We start from the raw sequence: 15,676 nt of genomic DNA on the forward strand, positions 1-15,676 counted from the left end.
GTCCGACCATGCCGCGCCGGGGCCGGCGCGGCGTCCGCATTGCCCCGCTCCGGCGGGGCATTCGCTTTTAGAAAACCGGCCCAGCCGGTAGACTATGGCTTTCCGGAGCCCCGCCCATGACTCCCCTGATTTTCGTTACCGGCGGCGTAGTGTCCTCGCTAGGCAAGGGCATCGCCGCCGCTTCGCTTGCGTCCATCCTCGAAGCGCGTGGCCTGAAGGTCACGATGATGAAGCTGGACCCCTACATCAACGTCGATCCGGGCACGATGAGCCCGTTCCAGCACGGCGAGGTCTACGTCACCGACGACGGCGCCGAGACCGACCTGGACCTGGGCCACTACGAGCGCTTCGTGCGCACGCGCCTGAGCCGCAAGAATTCCGTCACCACCGGCCGCATCTACGAGAACGTGATCCGCAAGGAGCGCCGCGGCGACTACCTCGGCGCCACCGTGCAGGTAATCCCGCACATCACCGACGAGATCCGCCGCTGCATCGACGAGGCCACCGAGGGCTTCGACGTGGCGCTGGTGGAGATCGGCGGCACCGTCGGCGACATCGAGTCGCTGCCGTTCCTGGAGGCGATCCGCCAGATCCGCACCGAGCGCGGCGCCGAGAAGGCGCTGTTCATGCACCTGACCCTGGTGCCGTACGTGGCCGCGGCCGGCGAGCTGAAGACCAAGCCGACCCAGCACTCGGTCAAGGAACTGCGCTCGATCGGCATCCAGCCGGACGTGCTGCTGTGCCGCTCCGAGCAGGTCATCCCGGATTCGGAGCGGCGCAAGATCTCGCTGTTCACCAACGTCTCCGAGCGCGCGGTGATCAGCGTCCCCGACGTGGACGTGCTGTACAAGATCCCGCTGGGCCTGCACGACCAGGGCCTGGACGACATCGTGCTGCACCAGCTGCGGCTGGAGCCGCAGAAGCCGGCCGACCTGTCCGAGTGGGAAGCGGCGGTGGATGCCACCGTCAACCCGGTCGACGAGGTCACCATCGCGGTGGTCGGCAAGTACGTCGATCACCAGGACGCCTACAAGTCGGTCGGCGAGGCGCTCAAGCACGGCGGCCTGCGCCAGCGTACCCGCGTCAACCTGCGCTGGCTGGAGGCGCAGGAACTGGAAGCCGACGGCATGGCCGCGCTGGAAGGCGTGGACGGCATCCTGGTGCCCGGCGGCTTCGGCGATCGCGGCTTCGAGGGCAAGGTGCTCACCTCGAAATACGCCCGCGAGCATGGCGTGCCGTACTTCGGCATCTGCTACGGCATGCAGGCGGCGGTGGTGGACTACGCGCGCCACGTCGCCGGCCTGGAAGGCGCCAACAGCACCGAGAACGACAAGCAGTCGCCGCATCCGGTGATTGGCCTCATCACCGAGTGGCGCACCGCCGCCGGCGAGGTCGAGAAGCGCGACGAGCGCTCCGACCTGGGCGGCACGATGCGCCTGGGCCTGCAGGAGGCGCGCATCAAGCCCGGCACGCTGGCGCGCGAGCTGTACGGCAAGGACGTGGTCGCCGAGCGCCACCGCCACCGCTACGAGTTCAACAACCGCTACCGCACCCAACTGGAGGACGCCGGCCTGGTCATCTCGGCCAAGTCGATGGACGACCTGCTGGTGGAGATGGTGGAACTGCCGCGCACGGTGCACCCGTGGTTCCTGGCCTGCCAGGCGCACCCGGAATTCCTGTCCACCCCGCGCGACGGCCATCCGCTGTTCGTCGGCTTCGTCCGAGCCGTGCGCGAGCACAAGGCGGGGGGCAAGTTGTTGAAGGAAGCGCGGGCGTGAGGCAGGAGTGAGCGGAGAGGAGTGAGGAGTGAGCGAGAGCGCTTTTCTCACTCTTCCCTCCTCACTCCTCTCCGCTCACTCCTAAGCCTATCAATGAAGCGAGAACCCCAATGAAACTCTGCGGATTCGAAGTCGGCCTGGACCAGCCCCTGTTCCTGATCGCCGGTCCCTGCGTGATCGAGTCGATGCAGTTGCAGATCGACGTCGCCGGCCGGTTGAAGGAAATCACCGGCAGGCTGGGCATGAACTTCATCTTCAAGTCCAGCTTCGACAAGGCCAACCGCACCTCCGGCACCAGCTTCCGCGGCCCCGGCATGGAGGAAGGCCTGAAGGTGCTCGACGCGGTGAAGCAGCAGGTCGGCGTGCCGGTGCTGACCGACGTGCACGAGTACACGCCGATGGACGAGGTGGCCGCGGTGGTGGACGTGCTGCAGACGCCGGCGTTCCTGGTGCGGCAGACCGATTTCATCAGGAAGGTCTGCGCGGCCGGCAAGCCGGTCAACATCAAGAAGGGCCAGTTCCTGTCGCCGTGGGACATGAAGCCCGTGGTCGAGAAGGCCAGGTCCACCGGCAACCACGACATCATGGTCTGCGAGCGCGGAGCCAGCTTCGGCTACAACAACCTGGTCAGCGACATGCGCTCGCTGGCGGTGATGCGCGACACCGGCTGCCCGGTGGTGTTCGACGCCACCCATTCGGTGCAGCTGCCGGGCGGGCAGGGCAGCAGTTCCGGCGGCCAGCGCGAGTTCGTGCCGGTGCTGGCGCGCGCGGCGGTCGCCGTGGGCGTGGCCGGCCTGTTCGCCGAGACCCACCCGGATCCGTCCAAGGCCTTGTCCGATGGCCCCAACGCTTGGCCGCTGGACCGGATGGAGGCGCTGCTGGAGACGCTGCTGGCGCTGGATGCGGTGACCAAGAAGCACGGCTTCGCCGAGAGCGAATTCGCCCGCTGACGCCGGCGCGGTTCCTGCGCACGGGCCGGCCGGTTCGAGCATCGCGTCCCGGCGGGGCGCGGCGTCGTTGCATCGGCAACCGTCCCCGGCGTGCGCCGGGATGCCGACGCCCCTACAATCGGCCTTTCGTGAATGGCCTGCAGGCCGGCCGCCTGCGGGTCGAGGCCTGCGCAGGCCGACCCTTTTCTCCCCTGGAACGCGACCACCCACCGACATGACCCAGATCGCCAAGATCCACGCCCGCGAAATCCTCGACAGCCGCGGCAATCCCACCCTCGAAGCCGAAGTCACGCTGGCCGACGGTTCGTTCGGCCGCGCGATGGTGCCGTCCGGCGCCTCCACCGGTACCAAGGAGGCGGTGGAACTGCGCGACGGCGACAAGACCCGCTATCTGGGCAAGGGCGTGCGCAACGCGGTGGCCAACGTCAACGGCGCGATCGCCACCGCCCTGCAGGGTTTCGACGCGGCCGACCAGGAAGGACTGGATCGCCGCCTGATCGATCTCGACGGCACCGAGAACAAGGGCCGCCTGGGCGCCAACGCGCTGCTCGGCTTATCGATGGCGGCCGCCCACGCCGTGGCCGCATCGAGGAAGCAGGCGCTGTGGCAGTACCTGGCCGGCAAGACCGGCGCCACGCCGTCGCTGCCGGTGCCGATGATGAACATCATCAACGGCGGCGCGCACGCCGACAACAACGTCGACTTCCAGGAATTCATGGTGCTGCCGGTCGGCTTCGACTCGTTCGCCGAGTCGCTGCGCGCAGGCACCGAGATCTTCCATGCGCTGAAGTCGGTGCTGAAGGGCCACGGCCTGAGCACGGCGGTCGGCGACGAAGGCGGCTTCGCCCCGGATTTCCGCAGCAACGTCGAGGCGCTGGACACGATACTCGAAGCCATCGGCAAGGCCGGCTACACCGCCGGCGAGGACGTGCTGCTGGGCCTGGACGTGGCTTCCAGCGAGTTCTTCGACAACGGCAAGTACCACCTGGTCGGCGAGAACAAGCGGCTGACCTCCGAGCAGTTCGTCGATTTCCTCGCCGACTGGACCGCGCAGTACCCGATCGTCACCATCGAGGACGGCCTGGCCGAGGACGACTGGGCCGGCTGGAAGCTGCTGACCGATCGCATCGGTGGCAAGGTGCAGCTGGTCGGCGACGACCTGTTCGTCACCAACCCGAAGATCCTGAAGGAAGGCATCGACAGCGGCACCGCCAACGCCATCCTGATCAAGGTCAACCAGATCGGCACGCTGACCGAGACGCTGGAAGCCATCGCGATGGCCGACAAGGCCGGGTACGCGGCGATCGTCTCGCACCGCTCGGGCGAGACCGAGGACACCACCATCGCCGACATCGCCGTGGCCACCACCGCCACCCAGATCAAGACCGGCTCGCTGTGCCGCAGCGATCGCGTGGCCAAGTACAACCAGCTGCTGCGCATCGAGGAAGCGCTGGGCGCGGCCGCGCGCTACGCCGGCCGCGACGCGTTCGTCTCGCTGAAGCGGTAAGCGGTGCGCGGCATGCGCTGGCTGCTGCTGGTGCTGGTACTGCTGCTGGGATGGTTGCAGTACCGGTTCTGGTTCGGCCCGGCCAGTTCGGGCGAGGTGCTGGCGCTGGAAAGCCAGGTCGCCGTGCAGAAGCGCGAGAACGACGGCCTGCAGCAGCGCAACGACGCGCTGGCCGCCGAGGTCGAGGACCTGAAGTCGGGCGAGGCGGCGGTGGAGGAGCGCGCGCGCAGCGAGTTGGGCATGATCCGGCCGGGCGAGAAGTTCTACCGCATCGTCGACGATGCGCCGCCCGTGCCCGCGCCGGTGGACGTCGAGGAAAGCGGGGAGCGCGACTGATGCCGGCCTTGTGGGTGGTGATGCCCGCCGCCGGCCGCGGCACCCGTTTCGGCGCCGCGCTGCCCAAGCAGTACCTGCCGGCCGGCGGTCGCCCGCTGATCGCCTGGACGCTGGAGGCGCTGTACGCGCATCCGGCCGTGGCCGGGGTGGTGGTCGCGCTTTCGCCCGGCGACCCCGACTGGCCCGGCTGGGACGAATACGCGGGCCGTCCGCTGCTGACCTGCGCCGGCGGCGCCACCCGCGCGGCGTCGGTGCTGGCCGGCCTGGAGGCGCTGCCCGAGTCGGTGCGCGCCGACGACTTCGTGCTGGTGCACGACGCGGCGCGGCCCAACCTGTCGCTGCACGATTTGTCGCAGCTGATCGAGCGCGGCGGCGCCGATCCGGTCGGCGCGATCCTCGCCGCGCCGGTGCGCGACACCCTCAAGCGCGCCGGCGACGACGGCGGCATCGACGCCACCGAGCCGCGCGAGCGGCTGTGGCGCGCGTTCACCCCGCAGATGTTCCGCCGCCTGCAACTGTCGCGTGCGCTGGCCGCCGCCGCCGGGCAGGGCGTGGAGGTCACCGACGAGGCGATGGCGATGGAGCGGCTGGGCCTGCGCCCGCTGCTGATCGAGGGCGCCGAGGACAACTTCAAGATCACCACGCCGGCGGATCTGGCGCGGTTCGAGTTCGAGCTGGAGCGCAAGCAGCGCGAACGGGGAACAAGCGGGGAGTGAAATTCCTCCGCCTCCCGATTCCATCGCCGCTTCCTTGATGCATCCGGCGCGCGTGTCCGCCAGCATCCATTCCCGACTCCCTCTTCCCCATTCCCGATTCCCGCATTGACGCCATGCCGACCTCACAGACGCCTCCCCTCATCCGCATCGGCCAGGGCTTCGACGTGCACGCCTTCGGCGCGGGCGACCACGTCATGCTCGGCGGCGTGCGCGTGCCGCACGATTGCGGCGTGCTGGCGCACAGCGACGGCGACGTGGTCCTCCATGCGCTGTGCGACGCGATGCTCGGCGCGCTGGCGCTGGGCGACATCGGCCGGCATTTCCCGCCGTCGGATCCGCAATGGAAGGACGCCGACAGCCGCAGCTTCCTGCGCCACTGCGACGCGCTGATCCGCGAACGCGGCTGGCGCGTGGGCAATTGCGACGTCACCGTGATCTGCGAACGGCCCAAGGTCGGCCCGCATGCGCAGGCGATGTGCCAGGCCATCGCCGACGATCTGGGCATCGACGTCGATGCGATCAGCGTCAAGGCCACCACCAGCGAGAAGCTCGGCTTCACCGGCCGCGGCGAGGGCATCGCCGCGCAGGCGGTGGCGCTGCTGGTGCGCGCATGACGGCGGTGCTGCCGCGCGCCTATGGCGAAGCGGTGCTGCGCGCGGCCATCCGCAGCGTGCCGGAGGATTTCCGCGTCGAGGAGATCCCGCTGTTCGAGCCGACCGGCGAGGGCGAGCACCTGCTGCTGACGGTGGAGAAGCGCGGCATGAACACCGCCTTCGCCGCGCGCCGGATCGCCGCCTGGGCCGGTCTGCCGGAACACGCGGTCAGCTACGCCGGCCTGAAGGATCGCCACGCAGTGACCCGGCAGTGGTTCAGCGTGCACCTGCCGCGTCGCATCGCGCCCGATACCGCCGCGCTGGAGAGCGGGGACCTGCGCGTGATCGCCGCGGCCTGGCACAACCGCAAGCTGCCGCGCGGCGCGCTGGCGGGCAATCGCTTCACCCTGCTGCTGCGCGAGGTCCAGGGCGATCGCGAGGCGATCGAACGGCGCCTGCGCGACATCGCCGCGCAGGGCCTGCCCAACTGGTTCGGCGAGCAGCGCTTCGGCCACGATGGCGGCAACGTCGCCGCGGCGCTGGCGATGTTCGCGAGCGAGCAGGGCGGGGCGGCCGCGCGGCCGCCCCGGCGGATGCGCCGCGAGGAGCGTTCGTTGCTGCTGTCGGCGGCGCGCTCGGCGCTGTTCAACCGGGTGCTGGCCGCGCGCATCGGCGACGGCAGCTGGAACCGCGGTTGCGAGGGCGAAGTGTGGACGCTGGAGGGCAGCCGCAGCGTGTTCGGCCCCGAGCCCTGGAACGAAACGCTGGCGGCGCGGCTGGCGGCGTTCGATATCCATCCCAGCGGTCCGCTGTGGGGGCTTGGCCCGTTGCGCGCGCAGGGCGCGGCGGCGGCGCTGGAAACGGCCGCTCTGGCCGATGCGCAGTCGCAGGCCCTGCGCGAAGGACTGGAGCGCGCCGGCCTCAAGCAGGAGCGCCGCGCGTTGCGGCTGGTGGCCGGCGGACTGCGCTGGGAGTGGCGCGAACCGGCGACGCTGGTGCTTTCCTTCGCGCTGGGGCCGGGCAGCTACGCGACCGCGCTGTTGCAGGAACTGGGCGATGTCGATGATGCATCCGGCCGTCCGCACCGCTCGTCGGAAAGTGCCTGACGTGCACTGGAAGCCGCATCCGGGCGGCGTATAAGCGGATGGGCGAGACCGTGGCGCGTGGTGCGTCGCGGCCGGTCGCGAACCGGAGGAACGCCATGAACAGGTTGCTTCGCATCGCCCTGCCTGTCCTGTCCGTACTGCTGCTGCCGGCCTGCGCCGGAACCCAGCAAATGGCCCGCAGCACGCCGGCCGCACAACCGCAGAACCAGACCGTGATTACCACCGATGGCGCATACATCGCCTATGTCGAACGTATCGCCAAGCGGCGCGGCATCCAGGTCAACTGGGTCAATCCGCCGCTGAAACGCCAGCCGGCCCAGTAGTTCAGCGCCGCCGCGCCAGCAGCACCAGCACCGCGCCGGTGCCGCCCTGCGCCGGCGGGGCGGAGTGGAACGCCAGCACGTCGGCGCGCTGGCGCAGCAGGCGATCGACCAGGTTCTTCAGCACCGGCGCCGTGCCTTCCGATTGCAGCCCCTTGCCGTGGATGACGCGCACGCAGCCGTAGTCGTGCGCATGCGCCTCCTGCAGGAAGCGTCGTAGCATCGCCTCGGCCTGCGCGGCGGTGGCGCCGTGCAGGTCCAGTTCGTCCTGCGCCGAATACTGGCCGCGCCGCAGCCTTTGCACCAGCCGCGCCGGCAGCCCGTCGCGCGCGTGGCTGAGCACGTCGCCGGCCTCGCGCAGCGCCATCTCGTCCAGCCCGCGCTGGAACTGGCTGCGCGCATCCTCCTCGTCGCGCTGGGCCATGCGCGCGGCCGGGCGCGGGCGCGGCTTTCGCGGCGGCGGCGCGCGTTGCGGCAGCGGCGTCACTTCGCCGATGGCCGCGCGGAACAGCGCGGCATCGTCGTCGTCGTCGGTGGGATCGGCCATGCGGGCAGCTTAATGGATCCGGCTCGCGACCCGATTCAGATGCGTGGGAGCGACATGAGTCGCGACACCGTGATTCCCGGTCGCGACTCATGTCGCTCCCACGGGCAGGAACCGATCGGCCGCTTCCGGTATCATGGCCGCGCATCCGAGGAACCCCATGCGCGTACTGGTCAGCAACGACGACGGCGTCGACGCCCCCGGCATCCGAATCCTGGCAGAGTGCCTGCGTGCGGCGGGTCACGAAGTCTACGTGGTGGCCCCCGATCGCGATCGCTCCGGCGCCAGCAATTCGCTGACGCTGGATCTGCCGATCCGGCTCAAGCGCATCGACCACTACACCTGCAGCATCGCCGGCACGCCGACCGACTGCGTGCACCTGGCGCTGACCGGCATGCTGGAGTTCGAGCCGGACATCGTCGTGTCCGGTATCAACAACGCCGCCAACCTCGGCGACGACGTGATCTATTCGGGCACGGTGTCGGCGGCGATGGAAGGGCGCTTTCTCGGCCTGCCGGCGGTGGCGATGTCGCTGGTCACCCGCAACCACGAGGCGCGCCACTACCAGACCGCCGCGCGCGCGGCGGTGGAGATCGTCGCCCGCCTCAAGTCCGATCCGCTGCCGGCCGACACCATCCTCAACGTCAACGTGCCGGACCTGGCCTGGTCGGAGGTGCGCGGCTTCGAGGTGACCCGGCTCGGCAACCGCCACCGCTCCGAACCCTGCGTGCAGCAGCCGGATCCGCGCGGCCAGACCGTGTACTGGATCGGCCCGGCCGGGCGCGAGCAGGACGCCGGCCCCGGCACCGATTTCCACGCCGTGCGCACCGGCCACATCTCGATCACGCCGATCCACGTCGACCTGACCCGCTACCAGGCGCTGGAGAAGGTCGCCGGCTGGGTCGGCGGCTTGAGCGCGGCGCTGGAGGCGTCGGCATGACGCCGCGGCTGCGGTTGCAGCCGGAGGCGGTGGGTGTGGGAATGACCTCGCAGCGCGTGCGCGATCGCCTGGTCCAGCGCCTGCGCGAGGCCGGCATCGCCGACGAGAACGTGCTCAACGCGATCCGCACCGTGCCGCGCCACCTGTTCGTCGACGAGGCGCTGGCCACGCGCGCCTACGAGGACACCGCGCTGCCGATCGGCCACGGCCAGACCATCTCGCAGCCGTGGGTGGTGGCGCGGATGACCGAGGCGCTACTGCAGGGCGCGCCGCGCAAGGTGCTGGAGATCGGCACCGGTTCCGGCTACCAGGCCGCGGTGCTGGCCGCGCTGGGGCTGGAGGTCTACACGGTCGAGCGCATCGGCGACCTGCTGCGGCAGGCGCGCAAGCGCTTTCGCCACCTGGGCATGAACGTGCGCAGCAAGCACGACGACGGCCGCGTCGGCTGGCCCGAGCATGCGCCCTACGATGCCATCATCGTCACCGCCGCCGCGCCCGCGCTGGTCGAGGCGCTGGTCGGGCAACTGGCGGAGGGAGGCAGCCTGATCGCGCCGGTCGGCGGCGCGTCGGCGCAGTCGCTGGTCAAGCTGACCCGCCGCGGGGACGGCGGCATCGACGAGGCGACGCTGGCGCCGGTGGTGTTCGTGCCGCTGCTGTCGGGGACGCTGGATTGAGCGCGATGCCGCCGCGCCCGCCGTCCGCGCACGATCCGGCCGCGCCGCTGGGCGAACAACTGGCGGCCATCATCGCCCAGCTCCCCGCTGACAAGCTCAGCCTGGGCGAGCTGCTGGACGCCTTCGGCGACGAGGGCCTGCTGCTGCTGACCCTGCTGCTGACCCTGGTGTTCCTGATCCCGGTGTCGATTCCCGGCGTCAGCACGGTGTTCGGCGCGGCCATCCTGCTGGTCGGCGTCAGCCGCCTGTTCGGCCGCGCGCTGTGGCTGCCGGCCCGGCTCAAGCACAAGCCGCTGCCGGCCGACAGGCTGCGGCCCGGCCTGACCGCGGGGCTGGCGTGGGTGCGGCGGATGGAGCGGGTCAGCCGGGCCGCGCCGGCTGCGCGCGTTCGTCGACGGGCGCATGATTGACAAGCTCAACAGCCTGGCCTTCATCCTGGCGGCGCTGCTGCTGATGGCGCCGTTCGGCTTCGTGCCATTCAGCAATACCCTGCCAGCCTTGGCGCTGCTGCTCTACGCGATCGGCTTCATCCAGCGCGACGGCGGCGCGGTGCTGCTGGGCCACCTGGCCAACATCGGAACGATCGTCTACTTCGGCGTGTTGATCGGCGGTGGCGGCGTGGCCGCGCGGGAACTGCTGCAGCGCCTGGGCGGCTGACGGAACGAACTGGATGCCCGCGGAGGACACGACAGAACGCATGACCACGACATTTCGCCCCGCAAACGTCCTGCGCCACCGGTGGATGGCGGCCCTGGCCGTGCTGCTGCCGCTGCTGCTCGCGGCCTGCTCCAGCACGGTGATCCGCGAAACGTCCTCGGGTTCATCGGCCTCGTCGCGGCCGCCTTCCCAGCCCAGGCCCGGCGTCAGCGTGCAGGTCCAGCGCGGCGACACGCTGTACGGCATCGCCTTCCGCAACGGCATCGATTTCCGCGACCTGGCGCGCTGGAACGGCATCGCCGCGCCGTACACCATCTACCCGGGACAGAGCCTGCGGCTGTATCCGGCCGGCAGCGCATCCACCGCCGCGCGGCCCCCCGCCGCCTCGGCCACGACCGCTCCCCCTCCGACCACCGGCACGCCTTCGCCGCGCCCGGCGACGCCCACGCCAGCGCCGGCCCCGATCGACAGCGGCATCCGCTGGCGCTGGCCGGCCGACGGCCACCTGGTCGGGCGCTTCAGCGCCGGCGACGCGACCAAGCAGGGCATCGACATCGCCGGCAGCGGCGGCCAGCCGGTGCGCGCGACCGCCGACGGCGTGGTGGTCTATTCGGGCGCCGGCCTGGTCGGCTACGGCGAGCTGATCATCGTCAAGCACAGCGAGGCCTGGCTGTCGGCGTACGGGCACAACCGCAAGCGGCTGGTCAACGAGGGCCAGAACGTCAAGGCCGGCCAGCAGATCGCCGAGATGGGCAGCACCGGCGCCGCGCGCGAGATGCTGCACTTCGAGATCCGCTACAACGGCAAGCCGGTCGATCCGCTGCTGTACCTGCCGAGCCGATGAACGACCTGCCTGCGGGAGGAAAGCCGATGCGCTCCGTCAGAACCCTGTTCCTGCCGCTGCTGCTACTGCTGCTGTGCGCGTGCCAGCCGCCGCGCCCGCCCGCCGCCGGGGTTTCCGCGGACGAGGAGATCGTGCCGCTGTCCGCGCCGATCACCGTGGTGACGCTGAACCTGTGGCACGACAAGCAGGACTGGCCGCGCCGCCAGCAGGTCGTCCTGGACGTCCTGCGCGAGGTCGATCCCGACGTGGTGCTGCTGCAGGAAGTGCTGCAGGACCAGGGTCTGCCCAACCAGGCGCAGAGCCTGGCCGAGGCGTTGGGCCATCGCTGGCAGTACCGCTTCTATTCCAACGACGCGGAAGGCCGCGCGCGCCGCTACGGCAACGCCATCCTGACCCGCCACCGCATCGTGGCCATTGGCCAGCAGGCGCTGGAGCCGCGCGAGGACTACCGCGTCGCCGGGTTCGCGCGCCTGGACATCGGCGGTCGCCCGCTCAACGTCTACGTCACCCACCTGCACCACGAGGCGCACGGCGCGGCGCTGCGCCAGCGCCAGGCCGAAGGCGTGATGGCCTTCGTCGCGGCGACCCGCGAAGGCGCGCCCAGCCTCGTCGGCGGCGACTTCAACACCGCCGACGACGCGCTGGAACTGCAGTCCATCGCCGGTGGCTACGACAGCGCCTGCGCGCCGGTGCCGGCCTGCGCGGCGATGAGCACGCTCAACCCGCACATGGGCCATCCGCCGCGGCGCATCGACCACCTGTTCGTCCAGCGCGGCGCGTTCCGCGTGCAGGAGGCGCGCGTGCTGTTCGACCAGCCGGACGGGGAGGGCGTCTGGGCCTCCGACCATTTCGGCGTGCTGGCCACGCTGCGCCCGCTGGCGTGGTTGCCGCGCCGCTGAAGCGTCATCGGCGCAAGCCGACCGGGCGGCGGCAGCCCTTTCCGGGTACACAAGCGATACGAGGATGCGGGCATCCTGCCGCCGGGCAGCTCGGTTCTACGGGCGGCGCCTACTCCCTGTCCTGAAGCGGAGCTTGCTCCGCCCGCCTGCCAGCCGGCGGCGCTTTCAGCCTTGCCCGGATGCGATCAGGAAGCCGGCCACCACCCGCCGCGATTCGCTGGCCAGCACGTTGAAGGTGCGCGCGGCGGCGGCGTTGGTCATCGCTTCCAGGCCGACGCCCCGTTGCAGGCAGGCGGCTATCACCACGGCCGCCGGAAACGCCTGCCGCTCGCCGGTGCCGAGCAGGATGACCTCCGGCTGCAAGGCCAGCAGCGGCTCCAGATCGTCGGCGACCAGATCGGCGATCCCGGCAGGCCGCCAGCCCTCGATCAACTGATGCGGCGAGAGGATGAAGCTGGCCGTCAGTACCCGCTCGTTGACCCGCGCGCTGCGGCCATCGGCGCTGCGCAGGGCGAAGGCGTAGTCGGGGAGTTCGTGGTTCAGCTGCATGGGTAATTCGATTGAAGAAAGCGATGGCGAACGCCATTTTCCGATCGTGGTGCCGATGACGGGAGGAACGAATCCCTAATCCCTAATCTCGAATCCCCGGCTTTCAACGGACGCATGTCCGGTCATCCCGGCCCTTCAGGCCCGCGGCAGCACGATCTGGCGCTTGTCCTTGCCGGGCCGGTACAGGATGGCGGTATGGCCGATGCGCTGCACCAGCGCCGCGCCGGTCTGGCCGGCCAGCTCGGCGATCATCGCGTCGCGGGCCTCGCGATCCTCGCCGGCGACCTTCACCTTGACCAGTTCGTGCTGTTCCAGCACCGCGTCCAGTTCGGCGATGAAGGCCGGGGTGACGCCCTTGCCGCCAATCTGCAGCAGCGCCTTCAGGTCGTGGGCCTGGCCGCGCAGGAAGCGGGTCTGGGCGGAAGTCAGTACAACGGGCATGCGCTACGGTACGGGTCCGGAAGGGGGTTCAGGGTATCATGCCGGTCCATATCCATCGGCGCGCACCGCCCTTCACGGCGGGCGATTCCCCCAGCCTCCTCCTCATGGCCACCCGCAGCAAAAGCAGCCAACGCTGGCTCCGCGAGCATTTCGCCGATCCCTACGTGAAGAAGGCCCAGGCCGAGGGCATGCGCTCGCGCGCGGCCTACAAGCTGGAGGAACTTCTGGCGCGCGACCGCCTGCTCAAGCCCGGCATGGTGGTGGTGGACCTGGGCGCGGCGCCGGGCGGCTGGTCGCAATACGTGCGGCACGCGCTGGGCGAGCGCGGCCGGGTGGTGGCGATGGACATCCTGGAGATGCCGCCGCTGGCCGGGGTGGAGTTCCTTCATGGGGACTTCAGGGAAGAAGCCGTGTTATCGCAGCTGGAGGCGATGCTCGGCGGCCAGCCGGTGGACCTTGTGCTGTCGGATATGGCCCCCAATAAGAGTGGAGTCGATGCGGTGGACCAGCCGCGGGCGATGCACCTGTCCGAACTTGCGATGGCGTTCGCCGACGATCATCTCAAGCCGGGCGGCGCATTCCTGATCAAGCTGTTCCAGGGCACCGGCTTCGATGACTACATCCGGGAAATGCGCCGGCGCTACGACAAGGTGGTCATCCGCAAGCCCGACGCCTCGCGCAAGCGCTCGCCCGAGGTGTACGCGCTGGGACAGGGCAAGCGCGCCCAGATGAAGTGAAGTAAGGTTAGCCAGCCAGTTTGCGAAGTCCAGAGGAACACCGGAGTCGATGAGGATGAACGACTTGACCAAGAATCTCCTGCTGTGGGTAGTCGTCGCCGTCGTGCTGATGGTGGTGTTCCAGAGCTTTTCACCGCGTTTGGGCGGCAGCGCCGGCGCCGGCGAGCTGACCTATTCCGAATTCCTCCAGGAGATCGACAACGGTCGCATCTCCTCGGTGCAATTCACCAACGACAGCAACCTGGTCACCAATGCCATTGCCTACAAGCGCAAGGATGGCAGTGGCGGCACGGTCTACGGGCCGCAGGACGACAAGCTGGTCGACGTGCTGGTCAACAAGAACGTCACCATCACCCGCGACAAGCCCGAAAGCGGCATCTCGCTGGGCGTGATCCTGCTGAACTTCCTGCCGGTGCTGCTGATCATCGGCTTCTGGCTGTTCATGATGCGGCAGATGCAGGGCGGCGGCGGCGCCAAGGGCGCCATGTCGTTCGGCAAGTCGCGCGCCAAGCTGCAGGGCGAGGATCAGGTCAAGGTCACCTTCGCCGACGTGGCCGGCTGCGACGAGGCCAAGGAGGAGGTCGGCGAGCTGGTCGAGTTCCTGCGCGACCCGTCGCGGTTCACCAAGCTGGGCGGCAAGATCCCGCGCGGCGTGCTGATGGTCGGCCCGCCCGGCACCGGCAAGACGCTGCTGGCCAAGGCCATTGCCGGCGAGGCCAAGGTGCCGTTCTTCTCGATTTCCGGTTCCGATTTCGTCGAGATGTTCGTCGGCGTCGGCGCCAGCCGCGTGCGCGACATGTTCGAGCAGGCCAAGAAGCACGCGCCGTGCATCATCTTCATCGACGAGATCGACGCGGTCGGCCGCCATCGCGGCGCCGGCCTGGGCGGCGGCCACGACGAGCGCGAGCAGACCCTGAACCAGCTGCTGGTCGAGATGGACGGCTTCGAGGGCGGCGAGGGCGTGATCGTGATCGCCGCGACCAACCGTCCCGACGTGCTGGATCCGGCGCTGCTGCGCCCGGGCCGCTTCGACCGCCAGGTGGTGGTCGGCCTGCCCGACGTGAAGGGCCGCGAGCAGATCCTCAAGGTGCACATGCGCAAGCTGCCGCTGGCCGACGACGTCGAGCCGCTGGTGATCGCGCGCGGCACGCCAGGCTTCTCCGGCGCCGACCTGGCCAACCTGTGCAACGAGGCGGCGCTGTTCGCCGCGCGCGGCAACGAGAAGGAGGTCCGCATGGACCACTTCGACCGCGCCCGCGACAAGATCCTGATGGGCGCCGAGCGCCGCTCGATGGCGATGAGCGAGGACGAGAAGACGCTGACCGCCTACCACGAGGCCGGCCACGCCATCGTCGGCCGCCTGGTGCCCGAGCACGACCCGGTCTACAAGGTCACCATCATCCCGCGCGGCCGCGCGCTGGGCGTGACGATGTACCTGCCCGAGGGCGACAAGTACTCGCTCAACCGCGTGGCGATCGAGTCGCAGCTGTGCTCGCTGTACGGCGGGCGCGTGGCCGAGGAACTAATCTTCGGCGCCGACAAGGTCACCACCGGCGCCTCCAACGACATCGAGCGGGCCACCAAGATGGCGCGCAACATGGTCACCAAGTGGGGCCTGAGCGACGAGATGGGCCCGATCGCCTACGGCGAGGAGGAGGACGAGGTGTTCCTGGGCCGTTCGGTGACCCAGCACAAGAACGTCTCCGACGCCACCGCGCGCAAGATCGACGAGGTGGTCCGGATCATCCTCGACCGCGCCTACCAGCGCACCCGCACCCTGCTCACCGAGAACCTGGACAAGCTGCACGCGATGTCGCAACTGCTGCTGCAGTACGAGACCATCGACGCGCCGCAGATCGACGCGGTGATGGAAGGCCGCGAGCCGCCGGCGCCGATGGGCTGGAACAAGGCCGGCAAGGACGACGGCGACAAGGGCGGCGATTCGCGCCCGCTGCCGCCGATCGGCGGGCCTGCTGCGCAGACGTGAGGAGCCGGGATTAGGGATTAGATATTAGGGATTAGTAAAAGCGACGGCGCCGGGCAACCGGCGCCGTCGCTTTTTGGGTATCAGGATTTCAGGGTTGG

At 69.8% G+C, this 15,676-nt stretch carries 19 protein-coding genes; 16 read left to right on the top strand and 3 right to left on the bottom strand.

Translation table 11 applies throughout. The features are described 5' to 3' along the window. Positions 1-116 precede the first annotated feature (116 nt). From AAG688_RS05795 to AAG688_RS05830, 8 genes are all read left to right on the top strand, one after another. Positions 117-1,778 (top strand): CTP synthase, encoded by a 1,662-nt coding sequence (locus AAG688_RS05795; RefSeq protein WP_411834409.1) that lies wholly within the window; start codon positions 117-119, stop codon positions 1,776-1,778. Between the two features lie 110 nt (positions 1,779-1,888). Then, positions 1,889-2,728 carry a 3-deoxy-8-phosphooctulonate synthase gene (gene kdsA / locus AAG688_RS05800; RefSeq protein WP_411834411.1) on the top strand — a complete coding sequence of 280 codons (840 nt, stop codon included), beginning with the start codon at positions 1,889-1,891 and terminating at the stop codon, positions 2,726-2,728. A gap of 214 nt (positions 2,729-2,942) precedes the next feature. Further along, on the top strand, positions 2,943-4,235 hold the full coding sequence (gene eno / locus AAG688_RS05805) for a phosphopyruvate hydratase (protein ID WP_411834413.1): 1,293 nt from the start codon (positions 2,943-2,945) through the stop codon (positions 4,233-4,235). A 3-nt stretch (positions 4,236-4,238) separates the two neighbouring features. Continuing rightward, positions 4,239-4,571 carry a cell division protein FtsB gene (gene ftsB / locus AAG688_RS05810; RefSeq protein ID WP_411834414.1) on the top strand — a complete coding sequence of 111 codons (333 nt, stop codon included), beginning with the start codon at positions 4,239-4,241 and terminating at the stop codon, positions 4,569-4,571. Further along, a complete protein-coding gene (gene ispD, locus AAG688_RS05815) occupies positions 4,571-5,287 on the top strand; it encodes a 2-C-methyl-D-erythritol 4-phosphate cytidylyltransferase (RefSeq protein ID WP_411834415.1) in 717 nt (238 codons plus the stop codon). The genes ftsB and ispD overlap by 1 nt, the downstream gene beginning before the upstream one ends. A gap of 113 nt (positions 5,288-5,400) precedes the next feature. Next, entirely contained in the window at positions 5,401-5,901 is a 501-nt protein-coding gene (ispF, locus tag AAG688_RS05820) for a 2-C-methyl-D-erythritol 2,4-cyclodiphosphate synthase (protein ID WP_411834416.1), read from the top strand. Beyond that, the gene (gene truD, locus AAG688_RS05825; protein WP_411834417.1) at positions 5,898-6,986 is read left to right on the top strand and encodes a tRNA pseudouridine(13) synthase TruD; all 1,089 of its coding nucleotides are present in this window, start codon (positions 5,898-5,900) and stop codon (positions 6,984-6,986) included. Before ispF ends, truD begins: the two co-directional genes overlap by 4 nt. Before the next feature lie 95 nt (positions 6,987-7,081). Next, the gene (locus tag AAG688_RS05830) at positions 7,082-7,309 is read left to right on the top strand and encodes a hypothetical protein (RefSeq protein ID WP_411834418.1); all 228 of its coding nucleotides are present in this window, start codon (positions 7,082-7,084) and stop codon (positions 7,307-7,309) included. Between the two features lies 1 nt (position 7,310). Here AAG688_RS05830 and AAG688_RS05835 read toward each other — a convergent pair whose 3' ends face one another. Beyond that, a complete protein-coding gene (locus tag AAG688_RS05835) occupies positions 7,311-7,853 on the bottom strand; it encodes a Smr/MutS family protein (RefSeq protein WP_411834419.1) in 543 nt (180 codons plus the stop codon). Positions 7,854-8,010: 157 nt separating this feature from the next. On the opposite strand from AAG688_RS05835, the gene surE reads away from it, so the two are divergent. Genes surE through AAG688_RS05865 form a run of 6 tightly spaced genes read left to right on the top strand, consistent with a single transcriptional unit; the run spans position 8,011 to position 11,864 of the window. Next, entirely contained in the window at positions 8,011-8,790 is a 780-nt protein-coding gene (gene surE, locus AAG688_RS05840; protein WP_411834420.1) for a 5'/3'-nucleotidase SurE, read from the top strand. Beyond that, positions 8,787-9,464, top strand: coding sequence for a protein-L-isoaspartate(D-aspartate) O-methyltransferase (locus AAG688_RS05845; RefSeq protein WP_411834421.1), 678 nt, complete (start codon positions 8,787-8,789; stop codon positions 9,462-9,464). The genes surE and AAG688_RS05845 overlap by 4 nt, the downstream gene beginning before the upstream one ends. Before the next feature lie 5 nt (positions 9,465-9,469). After that, on the top strand, positions 9,470-9,874 hold the full coding sequence (locus AAG688_RS05850) for an exopolysaccharide biosynthesis protein (RefSeq protein WP_411834422.1): 405 nt from the start codon (positions 9,470-9,472) through the stop codon (positions 9,872-9,874). Continuing rightward, positions 9,867-10,121: an exopolysaccharide biosynthesis protein gene (locus AAG688_RS05855; protein ID WP_411834423.1), complete on the top strand. Its 255-nt coding sequence runs from the start codon at positions 9,867-9,869 to the stop codon at positions 10,119-10,121. Before AAG688_RS05850 ends, AAG688_RS05855 begins: the two co-directional genes overlap by 8 nt. Before the next feature lie 40 nt (positions 10,122-10,161). Continuing rightward, a complete protein-coding gene (locus tag AAG688_RS05860; RefSeq protein WP_411834424.1) occupies positions 10,162-10,965 on the top strand; it encodes a peptidoglycan DD-metalloendopeptidase family protein in 804 nt (267 codons plus the stop codon). Positions 10,966-10,991: 26 nt separating this feature from the next. Next, positions 10,992-11,864 carry an endonuclease/exonuclease/phosphatase family protein gene (locus AAG688_RS05865; RefSeq protein ID WP_411834425.1) on the top strand — a complete coding sequence of 291 codons (873 nt, stop codon included), beginning with the start codon at positions 10,992-10,994 and terminating at the stop codon, positions 11,862-11,864. 165 nt (positions 11,865-12,029) lie between these two features. On the opposite strand, the gene AAG688_RS05870 is transcribed toward AAG688_RS05865, so the two are convergent. Together AAG688_RS05870 and yhbY are read right to left on the bottom strand one after the other, a co-directional pair. Next, the gene (locus AAG688_RS05870) at positions 12,030-12,413 is read right to left on the bottom strand and encodes an Mth938-like domain-containing protein (RefSeq protein WP_411834426.1); all 384 of its coding nucleotides are present in this window, start codon (positions 12,411-12,413) and stop codon (positions 12,030-12,032) included. 135 nt (positions 12,414-12,548) lie between these two features. Continuing rightward, a complete protein-coding gene (gene yhbY, locus AAG688_RS05875) occupies positions 12,549-12,854 on the bottom strand; it encodes a ribosome assembly RNA-binding protein YhbY (protein WP_411834428.1) in 306 nt (101 codons plus the stop codon). A 104-nt stretch (positions 12,855-12,958) separates the two neighbouring features. Here yhbY and rlmE point away from each other — a divergent pair, with 104 nt between their 5' ends. Both rlmE and ftsH read left to right on the top strand, forming a co-directional pair. Beyond that, on the top strand, positions 12,959-13,591 hold the full coding sequence (gene rlmE, locus AAG688_RS05880) for a 23S rRNA (uridine(2552)-2'-O)-methyltransferase RlmE (RefSeq protein WP_411834429.1): 633 nt from the start codon (positions 12,959-12,961) through the stop codon (positions 13,589-13,591). 55 nt (positions 13,592-13,646) lie between these two features. Beyond that, complete coding sequence (ftsH, locus tag AAG688_RS05885) at positions 13,647-15,578, top strand: ATP-dependent zinc metalloprotease FtsH (RefSeq protein ID WP_411834430.1); 1,932 nt, start codon at positions 13,647-13,649, stop codon at positions 15,576-15,578. The last annotated feature ends 98 nt before the right edge of the window (positions 15,579-15,676 follow it).

This window comes from Pseudoxanthomonas mexicana, assembly GCF_046736355.1.
Lineage (GTDB): Bacteria > Pseudomonadota > Gammaproteobacteria > Xanthomonadales > Xanthomonadaceae > Pseudoxanthomonas_A > Pseudoxanthomonas_A mexicana_B.

What these genes read in the sequence shown, in the direction of transcription:
- AAG688_RS05795 (WP_411834409.1), top strand. Translation starts at nt 117, where the DNA reads ATGACTCCCCTGATTTTCGTTACCGGCGGCGTAGTGTCCTCGCTAGGC.
- kdsA (WP_411834411.1), top strand. Translation starts at nt 1,889, where the DNA reads ATGAAACTCTGCGGATTCGAAGTCGGCCTGGACCAGCCCCTGTTCCTG.
- eno (WP_411834413.1), top strand. Translation starts at nt 2,943, where the DNA reads ATGACCCAGATCGCCAAGATCCACGCCCGCGAAATCCTCGACAGCCGC.
- ispD (WP_411834415.1), top strand. Translation starts at nt 4,571, where the DNA reads ATGCCGGCCTTGTGGGTGGTGATGCCCGCCGCCGGCCGCGGCACCCGT.
- ispF (WP_411834416.1), top strand. Translation starts at nt 5,401, where the DNA reads ATGCCGACCTCACAGACGCCTCCCCTCATCCGCATCGGCCAGGGCTTC.
- truD (WP_411834417.1), top strand. Translation starts at nt 5,898, where the DNA reads ATGACGGCGGTGCTGCCGCGCGCCTATGGCGAAGCGGTGCTGCGCGCG.
- AAG688_RS05830 (WP_411834418.1), top strand. Translation starts at nt 7,082, where the DNA reads ATGAACAGGTTGCTTCGCATCGCCCTGCCTGTCCTGTCCGTACTGCTG.
- AAG688_RS05835 (WP_411834419.1), bottom strand. Translation starts at nt 7,853, where the DNA reads ATGGCCGATCCCACCGACGACGACGACGATGCCGCGCTGTTCCGCGCG.
- surE (WP_411834420.1), top strand. Translation starts at nt 8,011, where the DNA reads ATGCGCGTACTGGTCAGCAACGACGACGGCGTCGACGCCCCCGGCATC.
- AAG688_RS05845 (WP_411834421.1), top strand. Translation starts at nt 8,787, where the DNA reads ATGACGCCGCGGCTGCGGTTGCAGCCGGAGGCGGTGGGTGTGGGAATG.
- AAG688_RS05850 (WP_411834422.1), top strand. Translation starts at nt 9,470, where the DNA reads ATGCCGCCGCGCCCGCCGTCCGCGCACGATCCGGCCGCGCCGCTGGGC.
- AAG688_RS05855 (WP_411834423.1), top strand. Translation starts at nt 9,867, where the DNA reads ATGATTGACAAGCTCAACAGCCTGGCCTTCATCCTGGCGGCGCTGCTG.
- AAG688_RS05860 (WP_411834424.1), top strand. Translation starts at nt 10,162, where the DNA reads ATGACCACGACATTTCGCCCCGCAAACGTCCTGCGCCACCGGTGGATG.
- AAG688_RS05865 (WP_411834425.1), top strand. Translation starts at nt 10,992, where the DNA reads ATGCGCTCCGTCAGAACCCTGTTCCTGCCGCTGCTGCTACTGCTGCTG.
- AAG688_RS05870 (WP_411834426.1), bottom strand. Translation starts at nt 12,413, where the DNA reads ATGCAGCTGAACCACGAACTCCCCGACTACGCCTTCGCCCTGCGCAGC.
- yhbY (WP_411834428.1), bottom strand. Translation starts at nt 12,854, where the DNA reads ATGCCCGTTGTACTGACTTCCGCCCAGACCCGCTTCCTGCGCGGCCAG.
- rlmE (WP_411834429.1), top strand. Translation starts at nt 12,959, where the DNA reads ATGGCCACCCGCAGCAAAAGCAGCCAACGCTGGCTCCGCGAGCATTTC.
- ftsH (WP_411834430.1), top strand. Translation starts at nt 13,647, where the DNA reads ATGAACGACTTGACCAAGAATCTCCTGCTGTGGGTAGTCGTCGCCGTC.